Here is a 22,532-nt window from a genome sequence, read left to right as displayed (position 1 = left end):
ACCGTTCCGAGCAGCAGGGAAAGCGCCCGGCGCGCGGGCCGCGCAGACGTCCGGATCGGGCCTTCAGAGGCCCGGTCGGAGTATGAAACACGTCACGTGCGGACCTACGACGGTCAGGTGGCGTCCGCGTCGAAGGGCGGGCGCTCGTCCGGCTCGGGCTTCTTCGTCATGTCGACGGTGCCACCGGAGGAGCCCGACGTACCGGAGGAGGAGGAGGAGGACGACCCGGACGACGACGTGTCCGACTCGCGGCCGTGGACCGCGTCCGTGACCTCGGCCATCTCCTTCTTCAGGTCGAAGCCGTTGCGGATCTCCTTGAGCCCCAGCTCGTCGTTGTCCAGGTGCTTGCGGATGAACGTCTTGGGGTTCAGGTCCTCGAACTCGAAGTCCTTGAACTCGGGGCCCAGCTCCGAACGGATGTCTTCCTTCGCACCCTCCGAGAACTCCCGGATCTTACGGATGGTGCGCGTGACGTCCTGGATCATCTTCGGAAGCTTCTCCGGACCGAAGACGAGCACGGCGAGGAGCACGAGCGTCACCAGCTCGAGCGGTCCTATGTCATTGAACACCTGAAGCTCCTTGCGATGTCCTCGGTCCTCGGCCCTCGGTGGTCCGTGCGGTCTTCGCGGTCTTCCGTGGTCCGGGCCGGTTCCACGGTACCCGGCCATCCTGTCCCACCGGTACCGTCCTGGAGCCCAAGAGTGGGTGTACGCGACCGGTTTTCCGGGATGTTTGCCTAGTGGGGGCCGGTGAGAGCCCACCGCCTGTGAAGTTTCTGTCACTTGCCGCCGGAGGAGCCCAGGACGAGGGAGACCGTCCGTTGCCCGCCACCGCGCAGCAGGGACAGTTCCAGCCGGTCGCCGGGTCGGTGGGCGCGGATCCTGACGATCAGTTCCTCGCCGGAGTGGACACGCCGTCCGTCGACCCCGGTGATGATGTCGCCGGCCCGCAGGCCCGCCCGGTCGCCGGGGCCGCCCTTGGTGACCGAAGCCCCGCCGTCGTTGCCCTGCGTGCCCACGCGCGCGCCGTCGCCGGTGTAGTCCATGTCGAGGGTGACGCCGATGACGGGATGGGTCGCCCTGCCGGTGTTGATCAGTTCCTCGGCGACGCGCTTGCCCTGGTTGATGGGGATGGCGAACCCGAGCCCGATCGAACCGGCCTGTGTGCCGTCCAGCCCCGAGCCGCTGTCGGCGGAACGGATCGCGGAGTTGATGCCGACGACCCTCGCCTCGGCGTCGAGCAGCGGCCCGCCGGAGTTGCCCGGGTTGATGGACGCGTCGGTCTGGAGCGCGTCGACGTACGACACGTCGCTGCTGTCTGCGCCGTCGCCCCCGGCGGTGATGGGCCGTTCCTTGGCGCTGATGATGCCGGAGGTGACGGTGTTGGCGAGGTCGAAAGGGGCTCCGATGGCGACGACGGGATCACCGACGGCCACGTTGTCGGAGTTCCCGAGGACCACGGGCCTGAGACCGTCGACGCCGGTCACCCTGACGACGGCGAGGTCGTAGCCGCCGTCACGTCCGACGATCTCGGCCTCGGCGGTCTCGCCGCCGCTGAACGTCACCGTCACCTTGCCGTCGGCACCGGCGGCCTCGACGACATGGTTGTTGGTGAGGATGTGCCCCCGGCCGTCGAGCACGAACCCGGTGCCGGTGCCCTCCGCGCCGCCGCCGCGCACATGCAGGGTCACCACGCTGGGCAGCGCCCGCGCGGCGATCCCGGCCACGCTGTCCGGTGCCCGGCCGACGGACTCGTCCTTTCCCGCCTGCGACAGCTGAATACGGTCGCCGTCCCCGTCATGGCGCTCCAGATAGGACCCGACGGCCCCGCCTATGCCCCCGGAGAGCAGCGCGAGCAGCACGGCGCCGACGACCAGCCCGCGCCTGCGCGCTCCCGGCCGGCCGTCGGCGGGAGCGGCCCCGTTCTGCTGGAGGGGGGAGGCGACGGGCGCCCATGGGTCGTAACGGCGCCAGGGGTCTTCGGCGGGCGCCAGGGGCTCCGGTACGGCCGTACCGTGCGCCGGGGTCACCGCGGGGTGCTGGACCGGCGGAGCGGGCGCCCAGGGGCCGGGATGGCCGTACGGCGGGGTGCTGTAGGGATCGGGGTCGTGCAGGGGCGCGGGGTCCGCCTCGACGGCGGACACGGGCTCGGGTGCCGCCAGGGGCAGCGGGAGCTCGAAGTCCCCCTCGCCGCCGACGTCCCCATCGGCACCGCCCTCGGCCCGACCGGGCACCGTCCGGGGCCGTTCCAACTCGAAGTCGCCCCCGGCGTCGGTTCCAGTACCCGCCCCGGCCGGGCTCTCCACGGCCGCTCCCTCACCAGGAGCCGGAGCGGAGGCCGAGGCCTCGCGGCCGGAGACAGGCGCCTCCTGGCCGGGCGCCGATTCCCCGCTGGGCCGACTCCACCTGTTGGCCTTCGCGGGCTTCCCCTCGTCCATGCTCTCCCCACACCTGGCCCGCCTGACGGCTCGTCGGCGGCGACCGAGAACCGCCGACGCCGCGAACCACCGCTCCGCCGACCGCTGTTGTGCGGACCGCCGGTGCGCGGTCCGCACCTCGGATTCAACCAGGTTCGTGGGGTCAGCGGACGGTGTCCGACGTGGACGAGGACGGCGAAGGGGACGAGTCGGGCGTCGGTGCCATGAGCAGGCCCTGGACCGCTGCCTCGGGCGTCGTCGACCAGGAGGTCAGGGCGACCTGCGGGGCCGCCAGCGGACGTATGAGCGGGGACAGTACTGCGGCGGCGGCCACGACCGGCGTGGTCAGCTGATGCATGGCCTCACGCTCCCGGGCCCTGGAGGGCGGTGCCGGGATGCCCGGAAGCAGGGGTGCGGACGCCTCCGTCGACGCCGCCGGTGTCTGTCCGAACGTCCCCTGTCCCAGTCCCTGGGAGAACAGCGGACCGACCGACCGGCGCCGCTGGCTGTCGGGAGCGGTGGAGGTCCCACCGCCCTGCGGACGCATCGGCGTCACATTGCTGCCCCCGGTGGCGCCCCGGGCGTCCGCCGTGTCACCGGGAACGCCCGTCGACACCCCGCCCAGCGCGATCGCGGCCAGCGACACCGCACCGGCGGCGGCGAACGCGAACCGCAGACTGCGTGAGGACGACCGGTCGGCATAGTGACGGCCGACGTCGTGGATACGGAAGCCCCGGCCGGGAGCGGGCGGGAGCACGGAGGTGTGCGGCCGGGCGGGAACGTACCCGAACCCCTCCCCCCTCACCCCGAAGACTCCTGAGCCGGCTCCTGGGCTTCCGGGGTATCCGGAGAGTCCGTCGGTGAATCCTCCTCCGCCCAGCGGGGAGCCGCCGGAGCCGGGATCACCGCCTCCGGGTAGGCCCTGAAGTCGGGCCAGGAAGCTCTCGGAGGGCGGTGGCGGGGCCATCTCCGCGAAGACGTTCTTCAGACGGCGTTGCGCGTCGGCCTCGGCCTTGCACTTCGCACAGGTGGCCAGGTGCGCCAGGACGCGCTCACGCGTCTCATGACCGAGTTCTCCGTCCACGAGGGCGGAGAGCCGGTCTCCCAGATGCTGCTCGGCGAGACGACGCTCGGCAGAGTACGGCCGTGATGCACTCACGCGGTCGCGCCCCCTCCTCCCAGCGCGGCCACCCGTGGCACCGCGAAGCGGCGCTCGGCACGGGCCTCCGGAGAGCGGTGCGCGAGGGCCTTGCGGAGCTGGGAGCGGCCTCGGTGGATACGGGAGCGGACCGTGCCGAGCTTCACGCCGAGAGTCGCGGCGATCTCCTCGTACGACAGTCCCTCGATGTCGCACAGGACGACGGCGGCGCGGAACTCCGGCGCCAGCGTGTCCAGCGCCTGCTGGACGTCCGCGTCGAAGTGCGCGTCGTTGAAGACCTGTTGCGGGGACGGCTCACGGCTGGGCAGGCGCTCGGCCGCGTCGTCGCCGAGGGCGTCGAAGCGGATGCGCTGCTTGCGGCGGACCATGTCCAGGAAGAGGTTGGTGGTGATGCGGTGCAGCCAGCCCTCGAAGGTGCCGGGCGTGTACGTCGACAGCGAGCGGAAGACGCGGACGAAAACCTCCTGCGTGAGGTCCTCGGCGTCGTGCTGGTTGCCCGTCAGGCGGTAGGCCAGGCGGTAGACGCGGCCGCTGTGCGTGCTGACGATCTCCTCCCACGAGGGCGGAGTCCACGCCTGCCCGTCCGCGTCGGTGGAGAAGGTCGCGGTCTGGGCTCGGTCAGCGGCGTGGCTCGGGTCAGCAGCAGTGTTGTTCACGGATTTCGGCCTACCCGCTGATCCGAGAAGGCGCCGCAGCGCTCCTCCCCGATCCACAGGCGCAGCCGCACCTCCCCTGTCGGCTCTGGTGGTGTCCAGTGGAGCCCCTACCATAGCCACCTCGCCCGTTAGCTCCGGATAAGCGGTTTTCCTTGGAATTGATGGGTGCCGGCCCGGCTCACGCGGCCGTTCCAGCACCTGCACCGAGTTCTCGGTGTTGTTCGTGCGCTCCGCGTTGTTCGTCTGCTCCGTGTACCGGCCCATCCGCTGATCCACTGATCCCCCATGTAGTCGCCCTGTCTGCACCACCTCGTCCCGCACCCCTCTAAACGACTGGTCCCATCTGCGGGTTCCCGGGCGCAACGGATACAGTCACGCCCAGGCAACCGCGGGGACAGGAGAGGGTCATTACCGGCAACCGGCAGACGAGCTGGGCGTTCGCCGACGCCTTTGTCGCCGAGGACGAAGCACTGCGCTGGGCCCGTGACCGGGCCCGCGAGGCAGGGCTGCGCTCGGTGGCGCCCAGCACGGGCGCCGCGCTACGGCTGCTGGCCGCCTCGGTGGACGCGAAGGCGGTGGCGGAGATCGGGACCGGGACGGGCGTCTCGGGGATGTATCTCCTGCACGGCATGCGCCCGGACGGCGTCCTGACGACGGTCGACCCCGAGCCTGACCACCAGCAGTTCGCCCGCCAGGCCTTCCGCGCGTGCGGCTTCGCCAGCAACCGCGCCCGCTTCATCCCCGGCCGCGCCCTGGACGTGCTGCCCCGGCTCGCGGACGCCGGTTACGACCTGGTCTTCTGCGACGGCGACCGGCTGGAGAGCCTGGACTATCTAGCTGAATCGTTGCGTCTGCTCCGTACGGGTGGTCTGGTGGTTTTCGAGGGCGTCTTCGCCAATGGCAGGACGGTCGATTCGGGGCCCCAGCCCACCGAGGTCATACGGCTGCGGGAGCTGCTGCGCGCGGTGCGCGAGAGCCAGGAACTGGTGACGTCCCTGCTGCCCGTGGGCGACGGCCTGCTCTGCGCGGTCAAGCGCTGAGCCCTTGCGGCCTGCGGCGTACGAACGGCAAAACAGTGCCCCGGCACCGTATGTTCACGGTGCCGGGGCGACTGAAAGGGTATGGACGCGTCCGCGCGTCAGCCGACGACCTTCTTGAGGGCATCGCCCAGCGCGTCGGCCTCGTCAGGGGTCAGCTCGACGACGAGTCGACCGCCGCCTTCGAGCGGAACTCGCATGACAATGCCCCGCCCCTCCTTTGTCACCTCGAGCGGGCCATCGCCCGTCCGCGGCTTCATGGCCGCCATGCTCGTTCCCCTTCCTGAAACCAGCTCATCGTCGCCGACGGCCCCTTGGGAGGGCACGCGCTTCCCCTCATGAGAGGCACGTCACCGGCATCGAACACATTGCTTCCCAGCCATTATCCCGCATCTCAGGACCCTATGACCAACATCAGTCGGCATCGCTTGGGCAACGCGCGCGATCAAAACCACCCAATTCGGCGGTGCGACTGCGATACTTCGCCGCCGCGCGTGCTCTCGGCCGACCGCGACCGGACCGGAATTCTTTGACGCAGGTCACATGACCGGTCCTCTCCTCGGCGCGTGATCTCCGCCATGCTGTCATGGGACGACTACGTACCGATCAGTACGCAGGACGACGCAGCCGCGACACCGGAGGGGACCCCCATGGCCGACACCGTGCTCTACGAGGTGCACGACGGGCTGGCGACGATCACGCTGAACCGCCCCGAGGCGATGAACGCGCTGAGCATCGCGACCAAGGTCGCGCTCCGCGAGGCGGTGCAGGCGGCGGCCACGGACGACGCCGTACGGGCGGTCCTGCTGACCGCCGCCGGTGACCGGGCGTTCTGCGTGGGCCAGGACCTCAAGGAGCACATCGGGCTCCTGGCCGCCGACCGCGCGGCCGGCACGGGCCAGACCATGACGACGGTCCGCGAGCACTACAACCCCATCGTGCGGGCGCTGACGAGCATGCCCAAGCCGGTGGTGGCGGGCGTCAACGGCGTCGCGGCCGGGGCCGGCTTCGGTTTCGCGCTCGCCGCCGACTACCGGGTCGTGGCGGACACTGCCGCGTTCAACACCTCGTTCGCGGGCGTGGCGCTGACCGCCGACTCGGGCGTCTCCTGGACGCTCCCGCGCGTGGTGGGCCCCGGCCGCGCCGCCGACCTGCTTCTGTTCCCGCGCAGCATCAAGGCACAGGAGGCGTACGACCTGGGCATCGCGAACCGGGTCGTCCCCGCGGCGGAGCTGCGGGCCGAGGCCGAGAAGACGGCACGTGCCCTGGCCGACGGCCCGACGGTGGCGTACGCGGCCCTCAAGGAGTCCGTGGCCTACGGGTTCACCCACACCCTGGCCCAGACCCTGGAGAAGGAGGACGAACTCCAGGCACGGGCGGGCGCGTCGGAGGACCACGGGATCGCGGTGCAGGCGTTCGTCAACAAGGAGAAGCCGAAGTACCTGGGTCGCTAGCCGGGGCGGGAGCGCCATGGGGAGCGCCCTTCACCGGGCGCTCCTTACGGGGCGCTCCTCGCCACGCATGCCTCCAAGTGGTCGTCCACGAGCCCGCAGGCCTGCATCAGCGCGTACGCGGTCGTGGGACCCACGAAACGCAGCCCGCGCTTCTTCAAGGCCTTGGACAGGGCCGTCGACGCGTCGGTGACCGCCGGTACGTCGGCGAGGGTCCGAGGGGCAGGCCGGGAGGCCGCGTCCGGGGCGTGGGACCAGATCAGCTCGTCCAGTTCCCCGGGGGCCCACTCGGCCAGCACGCGCGCGTTGGCGATCGTCGCGTCGACCTTCGCGCGGTTGCGGATGATGCCGGCGTCGGCGAGGAGCCGTTCGCGGTCGGCGTCCGTGAAGACCGCGACGGACGAGATCTTGAAGTCGGCGAAGGCGGTCCGGAAGCCCGCGCGGCGGCGCAGGATGGTGATCCAGGAGAGGCCGGACTGGAAGGCCTCCAGGGAGAGCCGCTCGAAGAGGGCGTCGTCGCCGTGCACCGGGCGGCCCCACTCCTCGTCGTGGTACGCCACGTAGTCCTCCGTGGACAGCGCCCAGGGGCAGCGCAGCGCACCGTCGGGGCCCGCCAGGGCCACGCCGACGTCGCTCACTGGTCGTTCCTCTCGACCGGCTTGTCCATGGTGATCCGGGGCGCGGCCTGGGCGCCGGCCAGCGCGGACTCCAGGTCGGCGATACGCGCGTCCCGCTCGGCGAGTTCCGCGCCGAGGCGGGTGAGCGCGTCGTCGACGTCCGACATGCGGTAGCCGCGGGCCGAGACCGGGAACCGGAGGGACTCGACGTCGTCGCGGCCGACCGGGCGGTCGGGCGGCAGCAGGTCCTGGAGCCGCTCGGGCGCGACCTCCGGCAGAACGGCGCTCTCGCCGCCGCCCACCACGGCCAGCGTCACCGCGGTGACCACGACGGCGAGCGCGACGACCAGGAACAAGAACATCAACATCGCTGGGTCCCCACGGGATTCGGACGGATCGGGTTGATCGGGTTGATCGAAGTGCCTGTGCCGAATGCGGCAGGGTCCGATCGTGCCATGCGAGTCTGGCAGTTATGGTCGCAGGCGGCCGAATACAGGGCTGATTGCCGGGCCGGGCACAGGAACGTACTGGGAGACGCACACGGTGAGGTCACAGCGGATGCTCAGGCTGGGCAGGCGTGAGTTCGGCACGCACGAGCCGGTGATCATGGCGATCGTGAACCGGACCCCGGACTCGTTCTACGACCAGGGAGCCACCTTCCGCGACGAGCCGGCGCTCGCGCGCGTGGAGCAGGCGGTGTCGGAGGGCGCCGCCATCATCGACATCGGCGGCGTGAAGGCGGGGCCGGGCGAAGAGGTGACCGCGACGGAGGAGGCGCGGCGGACGGTCGGCTTCGTGGCGGAGGTACGGCGCCGCTTCCCCGAGGTGATCATCAGCGTGGACACCTGGCGGGCCGATGTCGGCGAGGCCGTGTGCGAGGCGGGCGCGGATCTGCTGAACGACGCGTGGGGCGGCGTGGATCCGCGGCTCGCGGAGGTCGCGGGGCGGTACGGGGTGGGGCTGGTGTGCACGCACGCGGGCGGTGCGGAGCCGCGGACGCGTCCGCACCGGGTGGCGTACGAGGACGTCATGGCCGACATCCTCCGCGTGACCGTCGGGCTGGCCGAGCGGGCGGTCGCGCTGGGGGTGCCGCGGGAGTCGGTGATGATCGATCCCGGGCACGACTTCGGGAAGAACACGCGGCACAGCCTGGAGGCGACGCGGCGGCTGGAGGAGATGGTGGAGACGGGGTGGCCGGTGCTGGTGTCGCTGTCCAACAAGGACTTCGTGGGCGAGACGCTGGACCGGCCGGTGAAGGAGCGGCTGGTGGGGACGCTGGCGACGACGGCGGTGTCGATGTGGCTGGGGGCGCGGGTGTACCGCGTCCACGAGGTCGCGGAGACGCGGCAGGTACTGGACATGGTGACGTCGATCGCGGGGCATCGTCCTCCGGCGGTGGCCCGGCGGGGGCTGGCGTAGGAGTTCCTCGCCCCCGCCGCCCCTACCCGTCCCATCCTCGGGGGCTCCGCCCCCGAACCCCCGCTCCTCAAACGCCGGAGGGGCTGAGTTGTTCAGCCCGTCCGGCGTTTGAGGACGAGGCCCCTTCAGGGCCGAAGCGGGGGCCTGGGGGCGGCAGCCCCCAGTCACGGCGAGAACCTGTCCGCTCAAGCCAAGCGCTTAGCGCCCCGCCTCCTTCGACACCAACGCCACCGCCTCGTCCACGTCGTCCGTGACGTGGAACAGCATCAGGTCCTTCTCCGACGCCTTGCCCTGGGCGATCAGCGTGTTCTTCAGCCAGTCGACAAGGCCGCCCCAGTACTCGCTGCCGAAGAGGACGATCGGGAAGCGCGTGACCTTCTGCGTCTGGACCAGGGTCAGCGCCTCGAAGAGCTCGTCCAGGGTGCCGAGGCCTCCGGGCAGGACCACGAAGCCCTGCGCGTACTTCACGAACATCATCTTGCGGACGAAGAAGTAGCGGAAGTTCAGGCCGATGTCGACGTAGGGGTTGAGCCCCTGCTCGAAGGGGAGCTCGATACCCAGCCCCACCGAGACGCCCTTCGCCTCGCAAGCGCCCTTGTTGGCCGCCTCCATCGCCCCTGGGCCGCCACCCGTGATCACCGCGAACCCGGCCTCCACCAGGCCCCGGCCGAGACGGACGCCCGCCTCGTACTCCGGTGAGTCGGCCTTCGTCCGCGCCGAGCCGAACACACTGATCGCGGGCGGGAGTTCGGCCAGTGTGCCGAAGCCCTCGATGAACTCCGACTGGATGCGCAGCACCCGCCACGGGTCCGTGTGGACCCAGTCGGAGGGGCCGCCCGCGTCGAGGAGACGCTGATCGGTGGTGCTCGCCTGGACCTGATCGCGCCTGCGCAGCACCGGCCCGAGCCGCTGCTCCTCCGGAGGCTGCTTCTTGTCCTCGGGGTTGCCGTTAGCCATGGCCGCTCCCTTCCTCCACCTACTGTCGTTCCACCTCAGCCTAGATCTCCGCCGGTTACGGACGGGGGACGTGAGCATGTCCGCCGTGAAGCGCCGCCGCGACCCCGTGTCGGTTCATGACGTCAGCCAGGCCCGCAGCCGTTCCTCGCCCGAGAGAATCTTCCCGGTTTCCACCCGTTCGTCCCGCTTGTGCGCCAAGTGGGGGTTTCCCGGGCCGTAGTTGACCGCCGGGATGCCGAGCGCGCTGAAGCGCGACACGTCCGTCCAGCCGTACTTGGGCATCGGGGTGCCGCCCACCGCCTCGATGAAGGCCGCCGCCGCGGGATGGGAGAGACCCGGGAGGGCGGCGCCGCTGTGGTCGTCGACGACGAACTCCGCGACTCCGCAGTCCGCGAACACCTCCCGTACGTGCGCGAGGGCCTCGGCCTCCGAACGGTCGGGCGCGTAGCGGAAGTTGACCGTCACCACGCACTCGTCGGGGATGACGTTGCCCGCCACTCCGCCCCCGATCCGTACCGCGTTGAGGCCCTCCCGGTACTCCAGGCCGTCGATGACCGGGTAACGCGGCTTGTACGAGGCCAGCTTGGCCAGGATCGGGGCCGCCGCGTGGATCGCGTTGGAGCCCATCCAGCTGCGCGCCGAGTGGGCCCGCTCGCCGGTCGTCTTCAGCAGCACCCTCAGCGTGCCCTGGCAGCCGCCCTCCACCTGGCCGTCGGACGGCTCCAGCAGTACCGCGAAGTCGCCCTCCAGCCACTCCGGGTGCGCCTCGGCCACATGCTTGAGGCCGTTCAGCTCGGCCGCGACCTCTTCCTGGTCGTAGAAGACGAACGTGAGGTCCCTGTTCGGTTCCGGGACCGTGGCCGCGATCCGCAGCTGCACCGCGACCCCCGACTTCATGTCGCAGGTGCCGCAGCCCCACAGGACCCCGTCGTCGTCCAGCCTCGACGGCACGTTGTCGGCGATCGGGACCGTGTCGATGTGGCCGGCCAGGATCACGCGCTGCGCACGGCCCAGGTTCGTCCGGGCGACGACGTTGTTGCCGTACCGCTCGACGGTGAGGTGCGACAGTCCACGCAGGGCCGTCTCGATCGCATCCGCGAGCGGCTTCTCGCCACCGCTCTCCGAGGGGAAGTCGACAAGCCACGCGGTCAGGCGAGCGGCGTCCAACGTGAGGTCAAGCGGGGTATCGGCCATGCCGACGACCCTAACGCGCCGCCCCACCGCGTCATCGCACACCGTCCTTTCACCCTCTTCCGACCCCTCTCCTCACCCGACACGCAAGCCGCACTCCCTACTCTCCAGTACCTTGTACGGATGCCGGAGTCGTCCCCCACCCAGACGCGTCGTGGCCGCCTCCTCCGTCGCGGGGCGTCCTTCCTGGTCCTGCTCGCCGTCGCGGGTTATCTCGCGGTGCAGTACGTCACCGGCGGCACCGGTGATCCGGCCTGCGAGGTCGTCTCGGCGGGCGGCGACGGAGCCACGTACGAGTTCACCCCCGAGCAGGCGGTCAACGCGGCGACGATCACCGCGGTCGGTACCGCGCGCGGATTGCCCGAGCGGGCCGTGGCCATCGCGCTGGCGACCGCTCTCCAGGAGTCGGGGCTGCGCAACATCGCCCACGGCGACCGGGATTCACTGGGCCTGTTCCAGCAACGGCCCTCCCAGGGCTGGGGAACGGCGAAGGAGATCCAGGACCCGACCTACGCGGCGGGCGAGTTCTACGACCATCTCGTCAAGGTCTCCGGCTATTCGCGCCTGCCCCTCACCGTGGCCGCACAGCGCGTGCAGCGCAGCGGCTATCCGCAGGCGTACGCGAAGCACGAGCAGGACGCCACGCTGCTGGCGGCGGCTCTGACCGGCCGCGCGGCGGCCACCCTGACCTGTGAGGGGCGCCCGGGCGCCACCCCGACCGGCGGCCCGGACGCCGTACGGGCAGCGCTCGTACGGGACTTCGGCCGCGAGGTGCTCACCACGGCCGGCGCCACCGTGACCCTCAAGTCCCCCGCCACCCCCACCCCCTCCCCCGACGCGACGACGGCGGCCGAGCGGCGGACCGTGACGATTCCGGTGCCCTCGGACACCGACACGGCCGCCGGGACGACAGTTCGTCAGCGCGGCTGGCAGCTGGCGCACTGGGCGGTGGCCAACGCCTCCGCGCTGCACATCGAGAACGTCTCGTACGCGGGGCGCCGCTGGACGGCCGGCAACACCGACAGCGAGTGGCGCCCGGTCGAGGCGGCGAAGGTCACGGACAAGGGCACGGAAGCGGTCCGAATCGTCACCGCCCAGTAGTACGGGCAGGAGTACGGATCGTCACCCGGGAGGGTTACTCCTGACGGGTCCCGGCGGGAGTCTGCGCAGGTTTTCGCCGGGTCGCCCCCACATCCGCGCACTGTCCGTCAGAACCCTTGCGAACAAAGGGTTCTCACCGGCCACAAGGATTCACCCGACTTTCGGACCGGGTGGCCTTTGCCCGTTTTTATCCGCAGCCGATAATGCGACGCATTGCCAACTCTTTACGTCGGGGCGCCGCAACCTTCAGGGGCCTTCGAGCGGTAGTCACTGCGTCCGAGTCCGGACGATCAACAGTCAACCGACACTCAGGAGCATCATGTCCCTCCCCCTGACCCGCCGGATCGCCCGTGCAGCGCTGCTCGTCGCAGCGGGAGCGGCAGCCGGGGTCGGTGCGGCCGGCTCCGCCAGCGCGGCGCCCGCCGGGCTGCCCGCCACCCCGAACCTCGGCGGCCTGACCGCCCTGGACACGGCGAACGTCGACGCGGTCACGGAGGCCGTGCCGACGACGGCCGGCGGTGACGTCCTCGGCGACACCGCGAAGACCGCGACGAAGGGCGGCCTGCCCACGGACGCTCTCCCCACCAAGGGCCTGCCGGGCGCCGGCCAGCTGCCCCTGCAGGGCCTGCCGCTGGGCTGACCCGAGCAGCGGTGAACAGGTGATGGCGGAGGGGCCCGGGGATCTTCCCCGGGCCCCTCCGTCGTACCGGCCGCTGTCGACCGTCGTACCAGCTACAGGCGGGCGACCGCCGCCGCCACCCGCTCGTCCGTCGCCGTCAGGGCCACGCGGACGAAGGTCTCGCCCGCCGTGCCGTAGAAGTCGCCCGGCGCGACCAGGATGCCCAGGTCGGCGAGGTGGGCGACGGTGTCCCAGCAGGACTCGTCCCGGGTGGCCCACAGGTAGAGGCTGGCCTCGCTGTGCTCGATGCGGAAGCCGTGCCGCTCCAGGGCCTCGCGCAGGGCCGTACGACGGGCCACGTACCGTTCGCGCTGCTCGCGCACGTGCGTGTCGTCGCCGAGCGCGGCCACGACCGCCGCCTGGGTGGGCGCCGAGGTCATCATGCCGCCGTGCTTGCGGATCTGCAGGAGCGGGCCGAGGACCGCCGGGTCACCGGCGAGGAAGGCCGCGCGGTAGCCGGCGAGGTTGGAGCGCTTGGAGAGGGAGTGGACGGACACGATCCCCTCGTACGAGCCACCGCACACGTCCGGGTGGAGCACGGAGACCGGATCGGCCTCCCAGCCCAGTTCGATGTAGCACTCGTCGGAGAAGATCAGCACGCCGTGCTCGCGCGCCCAGGCGACCGTCCGGGTCAGCTCCTCCTTGCTCAGCACCCGGCCCGTGGGGTTCGAGGGCGAGTTGAGCCAGAGCAGCTTCAGGTCGGTGGGGTCCAGGTCCGTCGGGTCGTCGTAGACCTCGTACTCCGCGCGGGCCAGGCGGGCGCCCACCTCGTACGTCGGGTAGGCCAGGCGCGGGTAGGCGACCCTGTCGCCGGGGCCGAGGCCCAACTGCGTCGGGAGCCAGGCGACCAGTTCCTTGGAGCCGACGATCGGCAGGACGTGGTGGTGGGTGATGCCCCGGGCGCCGAGTCGCCGTTCGACCCAGGCGGTGAGCGCGTCGCGCAGTTCCGGCGTGCCCCAGACCGTCGGATAGCCCGGCGAGTCGGCCGCGGCGACCAGCGCTTTCTGGATCAGCTCGGGGACCGGGTCGACCGGCGTGCCGACCGACAGGTCGACGATGCCGTCCGGGTGCGTGGCGGCCGTCTTCTTGTACGGCTCCAGCTTGTCCCAGGGGAAGGTGGGGAGGCGGTCGGAGACTGCGGACACGGGATCTCGCTCACTTTCAAGTACGAAGTGCGTGCGTACCTGCATGCGTACGGCAAACGCCTCGGTCCCGTACGGCGATCAAGTGATCGGGCCGTACGGGACCGAGGCGGCGCAGGCTGTGCGGGCCGCTCTCAGCCGTTCTGCGGCGGCAGCGCGGCGATGAAGGGGTGATCGCGCTCGATCAGTCCCAGCTTGCTGGCGCCGCCGGGCGAGCCGAGTTCGTCGAAGAACTCGACGTTCGCCTTGTAGTAGTCCTTCCACTCCTCCGGAGTGTCGTCCTCGTAGAAGATCGCCTCGACCGGGCAGACCGGCTCACAGGCTCCGCAGTCGACGCATTCGTCCGGGTGGATGTACAAGGACCGGGAGCCCTCGTAGATGCAGTCGACCGGGCACTCCTCGATGCACGCCTTGTCCTTGACGTCGACACAAGGCTGCGCGATGACGTAGGTCACGCTGTCGTTCCTCCTCGATAGGGCGCTGGCGAGCCGTCTTCAGGCTCCGCCACCTGGCGCGCGGGAGCGCGGCGTCGTCGATGCCCGCACCTAGTATCTCCGTTCCGGGGCATGATCCATACAGGAGGGGTGAACTGACCTGTGGAAATCTCTGCGGCCGGCCGTCTGGAGGTCCGCATCACCGCCGCTGACGTGGGCAAACGTGTCTCTGTTCGACGGCTGAACGAAGAAGCACCCGGTAGTGAGAGGTTCACCGACACGGTCGGTGTTCTCACATCATGGGACGAAGAGGCCGGTGTGCTTCTGATCACACGGCGGGACGGCGAGCGCGTCCGGGTCCCGGCAGCGTCCCTGGTGGCGGGCAAGGTGGTCCCGGCGGCCCCCGCCCGCCGCCGTGGTCCCGCCGCCTCGTACGAGGAACTGGCGCGGGTCTCCGCACGGTCCTGGCAGCCGGTGGAGAGCGAGCGGCTGGGCGGGTGGGAGCTGCGGGCGGCCTCCGGGTTCACCCGGAGGGCCAACTCGGTGCTGCCGCTCGGCGACCCCGGCCTCCCGCTCGACGAGGCGCTGACCGCCGTACGGCGCTGGTACGCCGAGCGCGGGCTGCCCGCCTACATCCAGACCGCCACCGGCGCCGAGGGCACGCAGGAACTGCTGTGCGCGCAGCTGGAGGAGCGCGACTGGACGCGTGAGGTGACGGCCGAGCTGTGGGTCGGCGGGCTGGCGCCCGTCGCCGATCAGGGGGACACCGGTGGGGTGGTGCTGTCCCGGGAGGCCGACGAGGCTTGGCTTTCGCGGTATCAGCGCAAGGGAGTGAGCGACGTGGCGCTGGCGGTGCTGGGGAGCGGGCCTTCGGTGTGGTTCGCGACCGTGCCCGGCGGCGGGGGCGAACCGCCGGCCGCCATCGGGCGGTGTGTCGTGGACGGGCGCTGGGCCGGTTTCGGCGCCGTCGAGGTGGATCCCGCCCAGCGGCGGCGAGGGCTGGCGACGGCCGTCATGGCCGCGTTGGCGGGGCGGGCGCTGGAGGAGGGGGCGTCGGCCGCCTGGCTCCAGGTGGAGGCCGACAACTCGGGAGCGCGGGCTCTGTACGCCAGGATGGGGTTCGGAGCACATCACTCCTACCACCACTATCGATCGGTGTGAGAGGGCACGGGCCCGTTATGCGTTTCCCTCATCCCCTGCCGAACCCTCCGGAGCCCGGCCGGTCCGCGGAGTTGCAGCGGCTGTTCGCCGACGAGGCCCGGTCCGAGCGGCCCGATCTGACGATGCTGTGTCTGCTGATGGGCGCGGTCGCGGACCGGGCGCTCGACGAGGCGGGCATGGACGGCGTTCAGATGGAACTCGACCGGCTGGCCGGGCAGTTGCCGTTCCGGCCGGGCGGGCCGCGTTCCTGGGCGACGGCCATGCGCGAACTCCTGGGCGAGAACCACGGGTTCCGGGGCAGCCCCGCCGACTACCAGCGGCTGGAGTCGTCGCTGCTGCACGAAGTGGTGGTACGGCGGCGGGGGTTGCCGATCCTGCTTTCCGTGGTGTGGATGGAGGTCGCCCGGCGGGCGGGGGCACCGGTGTACGGGGTCGCGCTGCCCGGACACTTCGTCGTGGGGTTCGGTCCGGTCGACGAGCAGGTGCTCGCAGATCCCTTCGACGGGGGGCGGGTGCTGGACGGCGGCGACGCGGAGTTGCTGGTCGCCGGGGCCACGGGCGAGGCGTTGGATCCGTCGATGCTGGCGCCCGCGGATCCGCTGGATGTGGTGCTGCGGGTACTGAACAATGTCCGGGCGTGGGGGGCGGCGCGGCCCGAGCGGTCCGAAGTGTCCTTGTGGGCGGTGGAGTTGGCATTGCTGCTGCCTTCGCATCCGGCTCGGTTGCGTTACGAGCGGGCTCAGTTGCTGGTGCGGAGGGGGGAGTTCCTGGCCGGGGCGGCTGAGCTTGAGGGGTATGCGGAGGTTGTCTCCACGTTTGACCAGCCTGCGGCTGAGCGGATGCGGGGGCAGGCGAAGGCGGCTCGGGCCAGGTTGAACTGAGTTGTGCATCCCCGTGAGTTGCGCATCCCCGCAGCCTCCTACAACCAGCCCTTCTCCCTCGCTATCCGCACGGCCTCCGTCCGATTCCGTGCCGTCAGTTTCTGGATGGCCGTCGACAGGTAGTTGCGGACCGTGCCCTGGGAGAGGTGCAGCGTCGTCGCCAGTTCCGCGTTGGTCGCGCCGTCCGCTGCCGCGCGCAGGACCTCTCGTTCGCGGTCCGTCAGCGGGTTGGCACCGTCCGCCAGTGCGGCTGCCGCCAGCGTCGGGTCGATGACGCGCTCACCGGCGAGTACCTTGCGTACCGCTTCCGCGAGTTGGGCGGCCGGGGCGTCCTTGACCAGGAAGGCGTCGGCGCCCGCCTCCATGGCGGTGCGAAGGTGGCCGGGGCGGCCGAAGGTGGTGAGAATGACCAGCTTCAGGGACGGGAACTCCCGGTGGAGCTGGGCCGCCGCCTCGATGCCCGTGGCGCCCGGCATCTCGATGTCCAGGAGGGCCACGTCCAGGTCGGCGTGGGACCGCGCGGCCGGCAACACCTCGTCGCCGCGCGCCACTTGGACCACGACCTCGATGTCGGACTCCAGACCGAGCAACGCGGCCAGCGCCTCGCGGACCATCGACTGGTCCTCCGCCAACAGGACCTTGATCATGCGGCTCATGAACCGGATCCTACGTCCGCCGGAGTGGACGCGGTTCCCGTCGGCACCCTCGCCACCAGGCGGAAGCCGTGCTTCGTACGGGACGCCTCCAGGGAGCCGCCCGCCTTCTCCAGGCGTTCCGCGAGGCCGGTGAGACCGTTGCCCGGGGTGCCGGCGGAGCCGTCGCCCGAGCCGTCGTCCTCGACCGACAGTTCGAGCACCGGGCCGCCCAGGGTCTGTCGGCTCAGCACCTCCACCGTGCAGCGCCGGGCCCCGCTGTGCCGTACGACGTTCGTCACCGCCTCGCGCAGCGCCCACGCGAGGGCCGACTCCGCCTCCTCGTCGGCGTCGGCCGGGACCGGGTCCAGGTCGAGGGGCAGGGCGGCCGTGATGCCGGCGGCCGTCAACGCGACCTGCGCGCCCGCCAGTTCACCGGCCAGCCGGGGGCGCCGGTAGCCGCTCACCGCCTCGCGTACGTCGACCAGGGCCTGGCGGCTGACCTGTTCGATGTCGGCCACCTGCTGGGCCGCCTTCTCGGGGTGGGCGGGGAGCATCCGCCCGGCCAGCTCGCTCTTCAGGGTGATCAGGGAGAGGGAGTGACCCAGCAGGTCGTGCAGGTCCCTCGCCAGGCGCAGACGTTCCTCGTTCGCCGCCAGTTGGGCGACCGTGGCCCGGGCCTCGCGCAACTCGATCGTCGTGCGCACGAGTTGTCGTACCCCCGCCATCGCGGCACCGCCGAGCAGAGCCGGCACGAGGAGCGAGGCCAGGTAGGAGTGGCCGCCGGGGACGGCCAGCGCGACCGCCGTCATCAGGGCCGACGTGGCGGCGATCGCCCAGCGGGACATGCGCAGCGGCAGGGCGGCACCGGACGAGGTGGAGACGTACACGAACAGGACGAGCCACTCGCGGCCCAGGCTGAGGGACAGGACGGACGCCTGGGCGGCGAGGACCGCCAGGGAGCCCACCACCAGGCGGGTGGTCTCGCCACGGCCCGTACGGAAGACCAGGGCCGCGTACCAGGCGACGAAGACCGCCAGGCCCAGCCAGCCGAGGATCCGTACGCCGGTGCTGTGGCCGCCGTGGAGGAGGTCGCTGACCGGCGCGCCCAGGTAGAACAGCCAGACGCCGATCCACAGGGATTTCATCACCCGCCGTCTGGGGGTCGTCGGGCGCTGCCCGATGCCGACGCCACTCACGCCTTCATCGTGTCCTTCCGGTACAGCCAGGCCGCGCCGCCCGCGAAGAGGACGAACGAGACGGCCAGGATCGCCACGTCCTTCGCCTGCGGGGCGTCACCCAGCTCTATGGACCGCCCCAGGGCAGCGTACGCGTGTGTGGGCAGCCACTTCGCGATGTCCTGCAGCCATTGCGGGAAGGTCGTCGTCGGCATCCACAGGCCGCCGAGCATGGACAGGCCGAAGTAGACGATCATCGTGATCGGGCGGACCGCGTCCCCGCTCGCCAGATAGCCGATGGCCACGCCGAGCGCGGCGAAGACCAGGCTGCCCACCCAGATCGCCCCGGTGAGCGCGAGCCACTGCCAGGCGTCCAGGCGTACGTCCTTCACCGCCGCCGCGACCACGAAGACGATCACGATCGACGGCAGGCTGACCACGGCCGCGCTCGCCGTCTTCGCGAAGACATAGCCGCGGCCCGGCAGCGTGGTCAGCCGCAACTGCCGTACCCAGCCGCTCTCGCGTTCCTTGGCGATGCGCTCGCTGTTGCCCATCAGGACGGCCGTCAGGGCGCCGAAGGAGGCCATGGAGACCATGAAGAAGGTCGGGAGGCCGAGACCGGTGCCCGGCACCTTCGTGGTGCTGTCCGCGCTGCCCGCGATCAGCAGGAACAGCGCCGAGGGGTAGATCACCGAGAAGAACAGGAACTTGCGGTTGCGCAGGGCCCGGGTGATTTCGAGTCGGATGAGGTCGTTCATGCTGTGCGCGCCTCCTCGGCTGCGGCGGTGAGGGTGACGAACGCCTGCTCAAGGCCCAGGCCGGCCACTTCGAGGTTGCGCGGGTAGAGGCCGAGTCCGTACACGGCGTGGACGGTCGCGTCGGCGTCGGAGGACTGGATGCGGACCGTCTGCCCGGACACGTCGAGCGAGGTCAGGAACGGCAGGGACCGGAGTACCGCCTCCTCCACCGGGGTCTCCTGGGCCTCCAGGTCGAAGGAGATCCGGCGCGCGCCCGCCTTCGCCTTGATCTCGGCGGCCGTGCCGTCGGCCAGCAGACGGCCCCGGTGCAGGACGAGGACGCGGTCCGCTGTCGCGTCCGCCTCCTCCAGGTAGTGGGTGGCGAACAGGACCGTACGGCCCTGGTCCGCCTGCTCGCGCATGGTCGCCCAGAAGGCCTGGCGGGCGGTGACGTCCATGCCCGTCGTGGGCTCGTCCAGGACGATCAGGGCGCTGTCCCCGGCCGTGGCGAGCGCGAACCGGACACGCTGCTCCTGGCCACCGGACAGCTTGTTGACCTTGCGGTCGGCGAGCTGGGTGATCCCGGCCCGGGAGAGGACCTCGCCGACCGGGAAGGGGCGCGGGTGCAGGGCACAGACCAGCGAGACGAGTTCGCGGACGGTGACCTCGTCCATCAGGCCGCCGCTCTGCAGCATGGCGCCGACGTGCCCGCCGACGATGGCATCCCGGGGACTGCGGCCGAGGACACGGACCGAGCCGCTGTCGGGCTGCTTGAGGCCGAGAAGCAGATCGAGGGTGGTCGACTTGCCGGCGCCGTTGGGGCCGAGGAGCGCCACGGTCTCGCCGGGCCGGAGGGTGAGCGTGAGCCCGTCGACGGCCCGGACCTCGCCGTAGCTCTTCGTGACCTGGTCGAACGCGACCACGGTGGTGGTTTCCATGAGGTCCATCGTGGCCGCGGGCCCGGCCCGCCCGGCAGTGCCGGTGATCCCGACTCGCGGATGACAGATGTCATGGGCGGGCCGGGCACGAGGGTGACCGGCCCATACGTCAGGAGGGCACCCGGTGTTCCCGGGTGCCCTCCTGACGTACGTGCTGCCTGGCTCGGCCGAGCGGCTACGACGGGTTGGTGTCGATGACGCCGACCCGGTCGGTCGTACTGACCAGGGCCGGGCGCAACGCGCCGATGACGTCCTCGACGGTGACGGGGGTCTTGTTGCCGTTGCCGCGGGGGATCAGGACCTGGCTGAAGGTGGCGCCGTACAACTCCTTGAGCGCTTCCTTGTCGTACGCCTCGACGAGTGTGCCGTTGACGGCCTTCACCTGGAGGAACTTCCACAGGGAGTTCTTCGGGCTGAACTCCAGCTGCGGCGCGCCGGTGTCCACGCGGACGGTGACGTTCGCGGACATCGCCGGGGTGGCGAACTTCTTCATCATCCGGTCGACCTCGGCGTTCGAGATCGTCGGCTCCTGCGCCTTGGTGGGGACCTGGACCGGCGTGCTGGTGCCGCTCTCCACCTGGCTGCGGTAGGCGTTCTCGACCGACTCGGCTGCCGCGGCGGCGTCGATGCCCTTGCCGGGCTTGCCGTAGACGGCCACTGCCTTGCCGGACACGAATTTGATCGTGCCGTCGGTCGCCGAGGTGGCTCCGCCGGCCACCCGCTGGAGCGCGGCGGCCAGCTTCTCCTCGTCGACCGGCATGACGGGTTCGACGACCCGCTGCTGCCCGAAGAGCGAGCCGATCACCGACACCGGGTTGTAGTCGCTGACGGCAGCCGCCCGGACCGTGGCCTGGGTGTCGAACTGGAGCCCCGCCTGGTCCGGCCTGAGCTCGACCGTCTTTCCGTCGACGGACAGCTTCAGCGCCTGCGTCATCCGCTTGTCGAAGGCCTCGTCGAGCTTCTTGACGGCGTCGTCACGGGTGCCGCCACCGATGTCGACACCGAACACGGTGGTGCCCTTGGGCACGTCGGAGTGGTTCATCAGCAGCCCGGCGCCGTATGCGCCACCGGCGATGAGGAAGACGGCGACGAACAGCAGGGTCAGCTTGCTGCGGCCCTTCTTCTTCGCCTTCTTGCCCTTGGGCGCCGCAGCGGCGGCGGGCACGCTCGGCGACACCGGCTCGGGCAGCTTCGGCGGGGTGTGCGGAAGCGGTCCGTCGGCGTGCGTGCCCGGTCCGAACGGGGAGTTCCGGTCGGTCGGGACAACGGGCATGCCGCTGGTGAGGGTGGAGCTGGAGACGTTGTCCACGGAGCCGCCGTAGCCGCCGTAGCCGTCGGCGCCCGGGTCGGGAACGTGTTTCTGCGGGGTCAGGATCGCGGTGTCGTCGCTGAGCCCGGCGTTGAGCCCGCCTGTGCCGGGGGCCATGGAGCCGTCGCCGACGAAGGGCGGGACGACCGGGCCGTCTCCGGTGACGGGACCGCCGGTCGGGCCTGCGGGGCCGCGTCCGCCCGGGCCGCCGGGACCGCCGAAGCCGTTCTGACGGTTCTGACCGCTCGGGCCGCCGAAGTCACCGAAGTCGTTGGGCGCCGTGAAGTCGTTCTGGGCGGAGAAGTCGTGCTGGGGGGCGAACCCGGTGCCCGGACCGCCGAAGCCGTTCCGGCCGCCTGGGCCGCCTTGGCCGTTCGGGCCGCCCTGACCCTGCTGGCCGTTCTGGCCGGGCTGACCACCCTGGCCGGGCTGACCGCTCTGCCCGTTGTCCGAGAAGTACGGCAGGTCGTCGCGGCGTGGCTCGCCACGACCGTCGGGAGCTCCGGCCGCAGCGCCAGGACCACCCTGGTGACGGGGGTTGCCGGCCGGCGGGTAGGCAGACGTGCCCGGCGACGACGGGGCCGCCCCGGCCGCCAGCGCGGACACGTCGAAGGAACCGGTGCCACCGCCGTGCCCCGGCGCCACGGGACCGGCACCTGTGGCACCGCCGAGTCCGGCACCCTTCGTACCGCCGCCGCTGCCACTGCCCGCGGCGCGAGGGCCGCCCGCGTTGCCTGCGGCGCCCATGACGCCCAGACCGGGGCGTGAGCCCGAGGAACCAACACCGCCCGGAACGCGGGGAGGTGAAGCACCCGCCGGTCCTGTGCCGCCCGGGCCGCCCGGACGGGCGCCTGCGGGCGCGGGGCCCGAAGCACCGGGCATACCGGCCCCGTTGCTCGCGCCGCCGTCCGGACCGCCCTTGGGAGCACCGGACTTGCGCGGCGCGAACCAGTCGCTGGTCTTCTCCCCGGGCTGGCCCGGGGATTCGGCGGACGGCTCGGCGGCGCCGTTGGACTGGGGCGCGCCCGGCGTTCTGCCGTCGCCTCCCGTCCCGGGCCGCGCATGGGTCCCGGTCTCCTCGGCGGACTCGGTGTCCGCGACGGGCGTCCGGAGGACGACCGGCGGAATCGGCCTGGATCCTGGGATGTTGATCCGGATCCGGGTCGTCAGCGTGGTCTCGGTCTTGGGCCCGTCCGGCTCCGCGGCCGAACGGCCCGCGTCCGCACCGCCGTCGGACGCCATGGGCGTGCCGTACGGCGGTGTCCCCGAGGGGTAGGCGGTACCTCCGCGCCCGTTGGGCCCGGAGGACGGACTGTCAGTTTCACGACTCAAGGCAGGTTCTCCCGGTTGGCTCCGCCGCCCGACGCGACCTCACGCGGGCAGCTCGGCGGCGCGCACCACCATACTGGCCGCGTCCGGCGCGTATCCCACGACCGC

23 protein-coding genes are annotated in these 22,532 nt (G+C 71.3%); 7 read left to right on the top strand and 16 right to left on the bottom strand.

Features of this window, described 5'->3' with window-relative positions; all coding sequences use genetic code 11:
- Positions 1 to 113: 113 nt before the first annotated feature.
- From OHN74_RS28975 to sigE, 4 genes are all read right to left on the bottom strand, one after another.
- A complete protein-coding gene (locus tag OHN74_RS28975) occupies positions 114 to 569 on the bottom strand; it encodes a sec-independent translocase (protein ID WP_327697522.1) in 456 nt (151 codons plus the stop codon).
- 209 nt (positions 570 to 778) lie between these two features.
- On the bottom strand, positions 779 to 2,437 hold the full coding sequence (locus OHN74_RS28970; RefSeq protein ID WP_327697521.1) for a trypsin-like peptidase domain-containing protein: 1,659 nt from the start codon (positions 2,435 to 2,437) through the stop codon (positions 779 to 781).
- A 142-nt stretch (positions 2,438 to 2,579) separates the two neighbouring features.
- Positions 2,580 to 3,575, bottom strand: a complete 996-nt coding sequence (locus tag OHN74_RS28965; RefSeq protein WP_327697520.1) for an anti-sigma factor family protein — start codon at positions 3,573 to 3,575, stop codon at positions 2,580 to 2,582.
- A complete protein-coding gene (sigE, locus tag OHN74_RS28960) occupies positions 3,572 to 4,345 on the bottom strand; it encodes an RNA polymerase sigma factor SigE (RefSeq protein ID WP_327697519.1) in 774 nt (257 codons plus the stop codon). The genes OHN74_RS28965 and sigE overlap by 4 nt, the downstream gene beginning before the upstream one ends.
- A 227-nt stretch (positions 4,346 to 4,572) precedes the next feature.
- Between sigE and OHN74_RS28955 the strand changes: the two genes are divergently transcribed.
- Positions 4,573 to 5,271 carry an O-methyltransferase gene (locus OHN74_RS28955; RefSeq protein ID WP_327700319.1) on the top strand — a complete coding sequence of 233 codons (699 nt, stop codon included), beginning with the start codon at positions 4,573 to 4,575 and terminating at the stop codon, positions 5,269 to 5,271.
- 98 nt (positions 5,272 to 5,369) lie between these two features.
- Here the strand turns inward: OHN74_RS28955 and OHN74_RS28950 are convergent, their stop codons facing one another.
- On the bottom strand, positions 5,370 to 5,537 hold the full coding sequence (locus OHN74_RS28950; protein WP_003966491.1) for a DUF3117 domain-containing protein: 168 nt from the start codon (positions 5,535 to 5,537) through the stop codon (positions 5,370 to 5,372).
- 381 nt (positions 5,538 to 5,918) lie between these two features.
- On the opposite strand from OHN74_RS28950, the gene OHN74_RS28945 reads away from it, so the two are divergent.
- Positions 5,919 to 6,722 (top strand): enoyl-CoA hydratase/isomerase family protein, encoded by an 804-nt coding sequence (locus OHN74_RS28945; RefSeq protein ID WP_327700318.1) that lies wholly within the window; start codon positions 5,919 to 5,921, stop codon positions 6,720 to 6,722.
- A gap of 44 nt (positions 6,723 to 6,766) precedes the next feature.
- On the opposite strand, the gene OHN74_RS28940 is transcribed toward OHN74_RS28945, so the two are convergent.
- Together OHN74_RS28940 and OHN74_RS28935 are read right to left on the bottom strand one after the other, a co-directional pair.
- A complete protein-coding gene (locus OHN74_RS28940) occupies positions 6,767 to 7,357 on the bottom strand; it encodes a DNA-3-methyladenine glycosylase I (protein WP_327697518.1) in 591 nt (196 codons plus the stop codon).
- Positions 7,354 to 7,704, bottom strand: coding sequence for a DivIVA domain-containing protein (locus OHN74_RS28935; protein WP_327697517.1), 351 nt, complete (start codon positions 7,702 to 7,704; stop codon positions 7,354 to 7,356). Before OHN74_RS28935 ends, OHN74_RS28940 begins: the two co-directional genes overlap by 4 nt.
- A gap of 190 nt (positions 7,705 to 7,894) precedes the next feature.
- On the opposite strand from OHN74_RS28935, the gene folP reads away from it, so the two are divergent.
- Positions 7,895 to 8,755, top strand: coding sequence for a dihydropteroate synthase (gene folP / locus OHN74_RS28930; protein ID WP_327700317.1), 861 nt, complete (start codon positions 7,895 to 7,897; stop codon positions 8,753 to 8,755).
- Between the two features lie 198 nt (positions 8,756 to 8,953).
- On the opposite strand, the gene OHN74_RS28925 is transcribed toward folP, so the two are convergent.
- Complete coding sequence (locus OHN74_RS28925) at positions 8,954 to 9,712, bottom strand: TIGR00730 family Rossman fold protein (protein ID WP_327697516.1); 759 nt, start codon at positions 9,710 to 9,712, stop codon at positions 8,954 to 8,956.
- A 114-nt stretch (positions 9,713 to 9,826) separates the two neighbouring features.
- Positions 9,827 to 10,906: a succinyl-diaminopimelate desuccinylase gene (dapE, locus tag OHN74_RS28920; protein ID WP_327697515.1), complete on the bottom strand. Its 1,080-nt coding sequence runs from the start codon at positions 10,904 to 10,906 to the stop codon at positions 9,827 to 9,829.
- 120 nt (positions 10,907 to 11,026) lie between these two features.
- On the opposite strand from dapE, the gene OHN74_RS28915 reads away from it, so the two are divergent.
- Both OHN74_RS28915 and OHN74_RS28910 read left to right on the top strand, forming a co-directional pair.
- Entirely contained in the window at positions 11,027 to 12,004 is a 978-nt protein-coding gene (locus OHN74_RS28915; RefSeq protein ID WP_327697514.1) for a heavy metal transporter, read from the top strand.
- A 319-nt stretch (positions 12,005 to 12,323) separates the two neighbouring features.
- A complete protein-coding gene (locus tag OHN74_RS28910) occupies positions 12,324 to 12,644 on the top strand; it encodes an ATP-binding protein (protein ID WP_327697513.1) in 321 nt (106 codons plus the stop codon).
- Between the two features lie 92 nt (positions 12,645 to 12,736).
- Here the strand turns inward: OHN74_RS28910 and OHN74_RS28905 are convergent, their stop codons facing one another.
- Both OHN74_RS28905 and fdxA read right to left on the bottom strand, forming a co-directional pair.
- Complete coding sequence (locus tag OHN74_RS28905; protein ID WP_327697512.1) at positions 12,737 to 13,828, bottom strand: bifunctional succinyldiaminopimelate transaminase/glutamate-prephenate aminotransferase; 1,092 nt, start codon at positions 13,826 to 13,828, stop codon at positions 12,737 to 12,739.
- 131 nt (positions 13,829 to 13,959) lie between these two features.
- Positions 13,960 to 14,280 carry a ferredoxin gene (gene fdxA, locus OHN74_RS28900; RefSeq protein ID WP_003985062.1) on the bottom strand — a complete coding sequence of 107 codons (321 nt, stop codon included), beginning with the start codon at positions 14,278 to 14,280 and terminating at the stop codon, positions 13,960 to 13,962.
- Between the two features lie 141 nt (positions 14,281 to 14,421).
- Between fdxA and OHN74_RS28895 the strand changes: the two genes are divergently transcribed.
- Together OHN74_RS28895 and OHN74_RS28890 are read left to right on the top strand one after the other, a co-directional pair.
- The gene (locus OHN74_RS28895) at positions 14,422 to 15,420 is read left to right on the top strand and encodes a GNAT family N-acetyltransferase (protein ID WP_327697511.1); all 999 of its coding nucleotides are present in this window, start codon (positions 14,422 to 14,424) and stop codon (positions 15,418 to 15,420) included.
- Between the two features lie 17 nt (positions 15,421 to 15,437).
- Positions 15,438 to 16,301 (top strand): transglutaminase-like domain-containing protein, encoded by an 864-nt coding sequence (locus tag OHN74_RS28890; RefSeq protein WP_327697510.1) that lies wholly within the window; start codon positions 15,438 to 15,440, stop codon positions 16,299 to 16,301.
- A gap of 38 nt (positions 16,302 to 16,339) precedes the next feature.
- Here the strand turns inward: OHN74_RS28890 and OHN74_RS28885 are convergent, their stop codons facing one another.
- The 5 genes from OHN74_RS28885 to OHN74_RS28865 form a co-directional block, all read right to left on the bottom strand.
- The gene (locus OHN74_RS28885) at positions 16,340 to 16,957 is read right to left on the bottom strand and encodes a response regulator transcription factor (RefSeq protein ID WP_327697509.1); all 618 of its coding nucleotides are present in this window, start codon (positions 16,955 to 16,957) and stop codon (positions 16,340 to 16,342) included.
- Positions 16,954 to 18,132 carry a sensor histidine kinase gene (locus tag OHN74_RS28880; protein ID WP_327697508.1) on the bottom strand — a complete coding sequence of 393 codons (1,179 nt, stop codon included), beginning with the start codon at positions 18,130 to 18,132 and terminating at the stop codon, positions 16,954 to 16,956. The genes OHN74_RS28885 and OHN74_RS28880 overlap by 4 nt, the downstream gene beginning before the upstream one ends.
- Positions 18,129 to 18,869, bottom strand: a complete 741-nt coding sequence (locus OHN74_RS28875) for an ABC transporter permease (protein ID WP_327697507.1) — start codon at positions 18,867 to 18,869, stop codon at positions 18,129 to 18,131. Before OHN74_RS28875 ends, OHN74_RS28880 begins: the two co-directional genes overlap by 4 nt.
- Positions 18,866 to 19,795, bottom strand: a complete 930-nt coding sequence (locus OHN74_RS28870; RefSeq protein WP_327697506.1) for an ABC transporter ATP-binding protein — start codon at positions 19,793 to 19,795, stop codon at positions 18,866 to 18,868. The genes OHN74_RS28875 and OHN74_RS28870 overlap by 4 nt, the downstream gene beginning before the upstream one ends.
- Before the next feature lie 166 nt (positions 19,796 to 19,961).
- Positions 19,962 to 22,427 (bottom strand): hypothetical protein, encoded by a 2,466-nt coding sequence (locus tag OHN74_RS28865; protein WP_327697505.1) that lies wholly within the window; start codon positions 22,425 to 22,427, stop codon positions 19,962 to 19,964.
- Between the last annotated feature and the right edge of the window lie 105 nt (positions 22,428 to 22,532).

Source organism: Streptomyces sp. NBC_00459, assembly GCF_036013955.1.
GTDB lineage: Bacteria > Actinomycetota > Actinomycetes > Streptomycetales > Streptomycetaceae > Streptomyces.
Note: the sequence above shows the minus strand (reverse complement) of the source record. Positions and strands in the feature narration are given on the sequence as shown.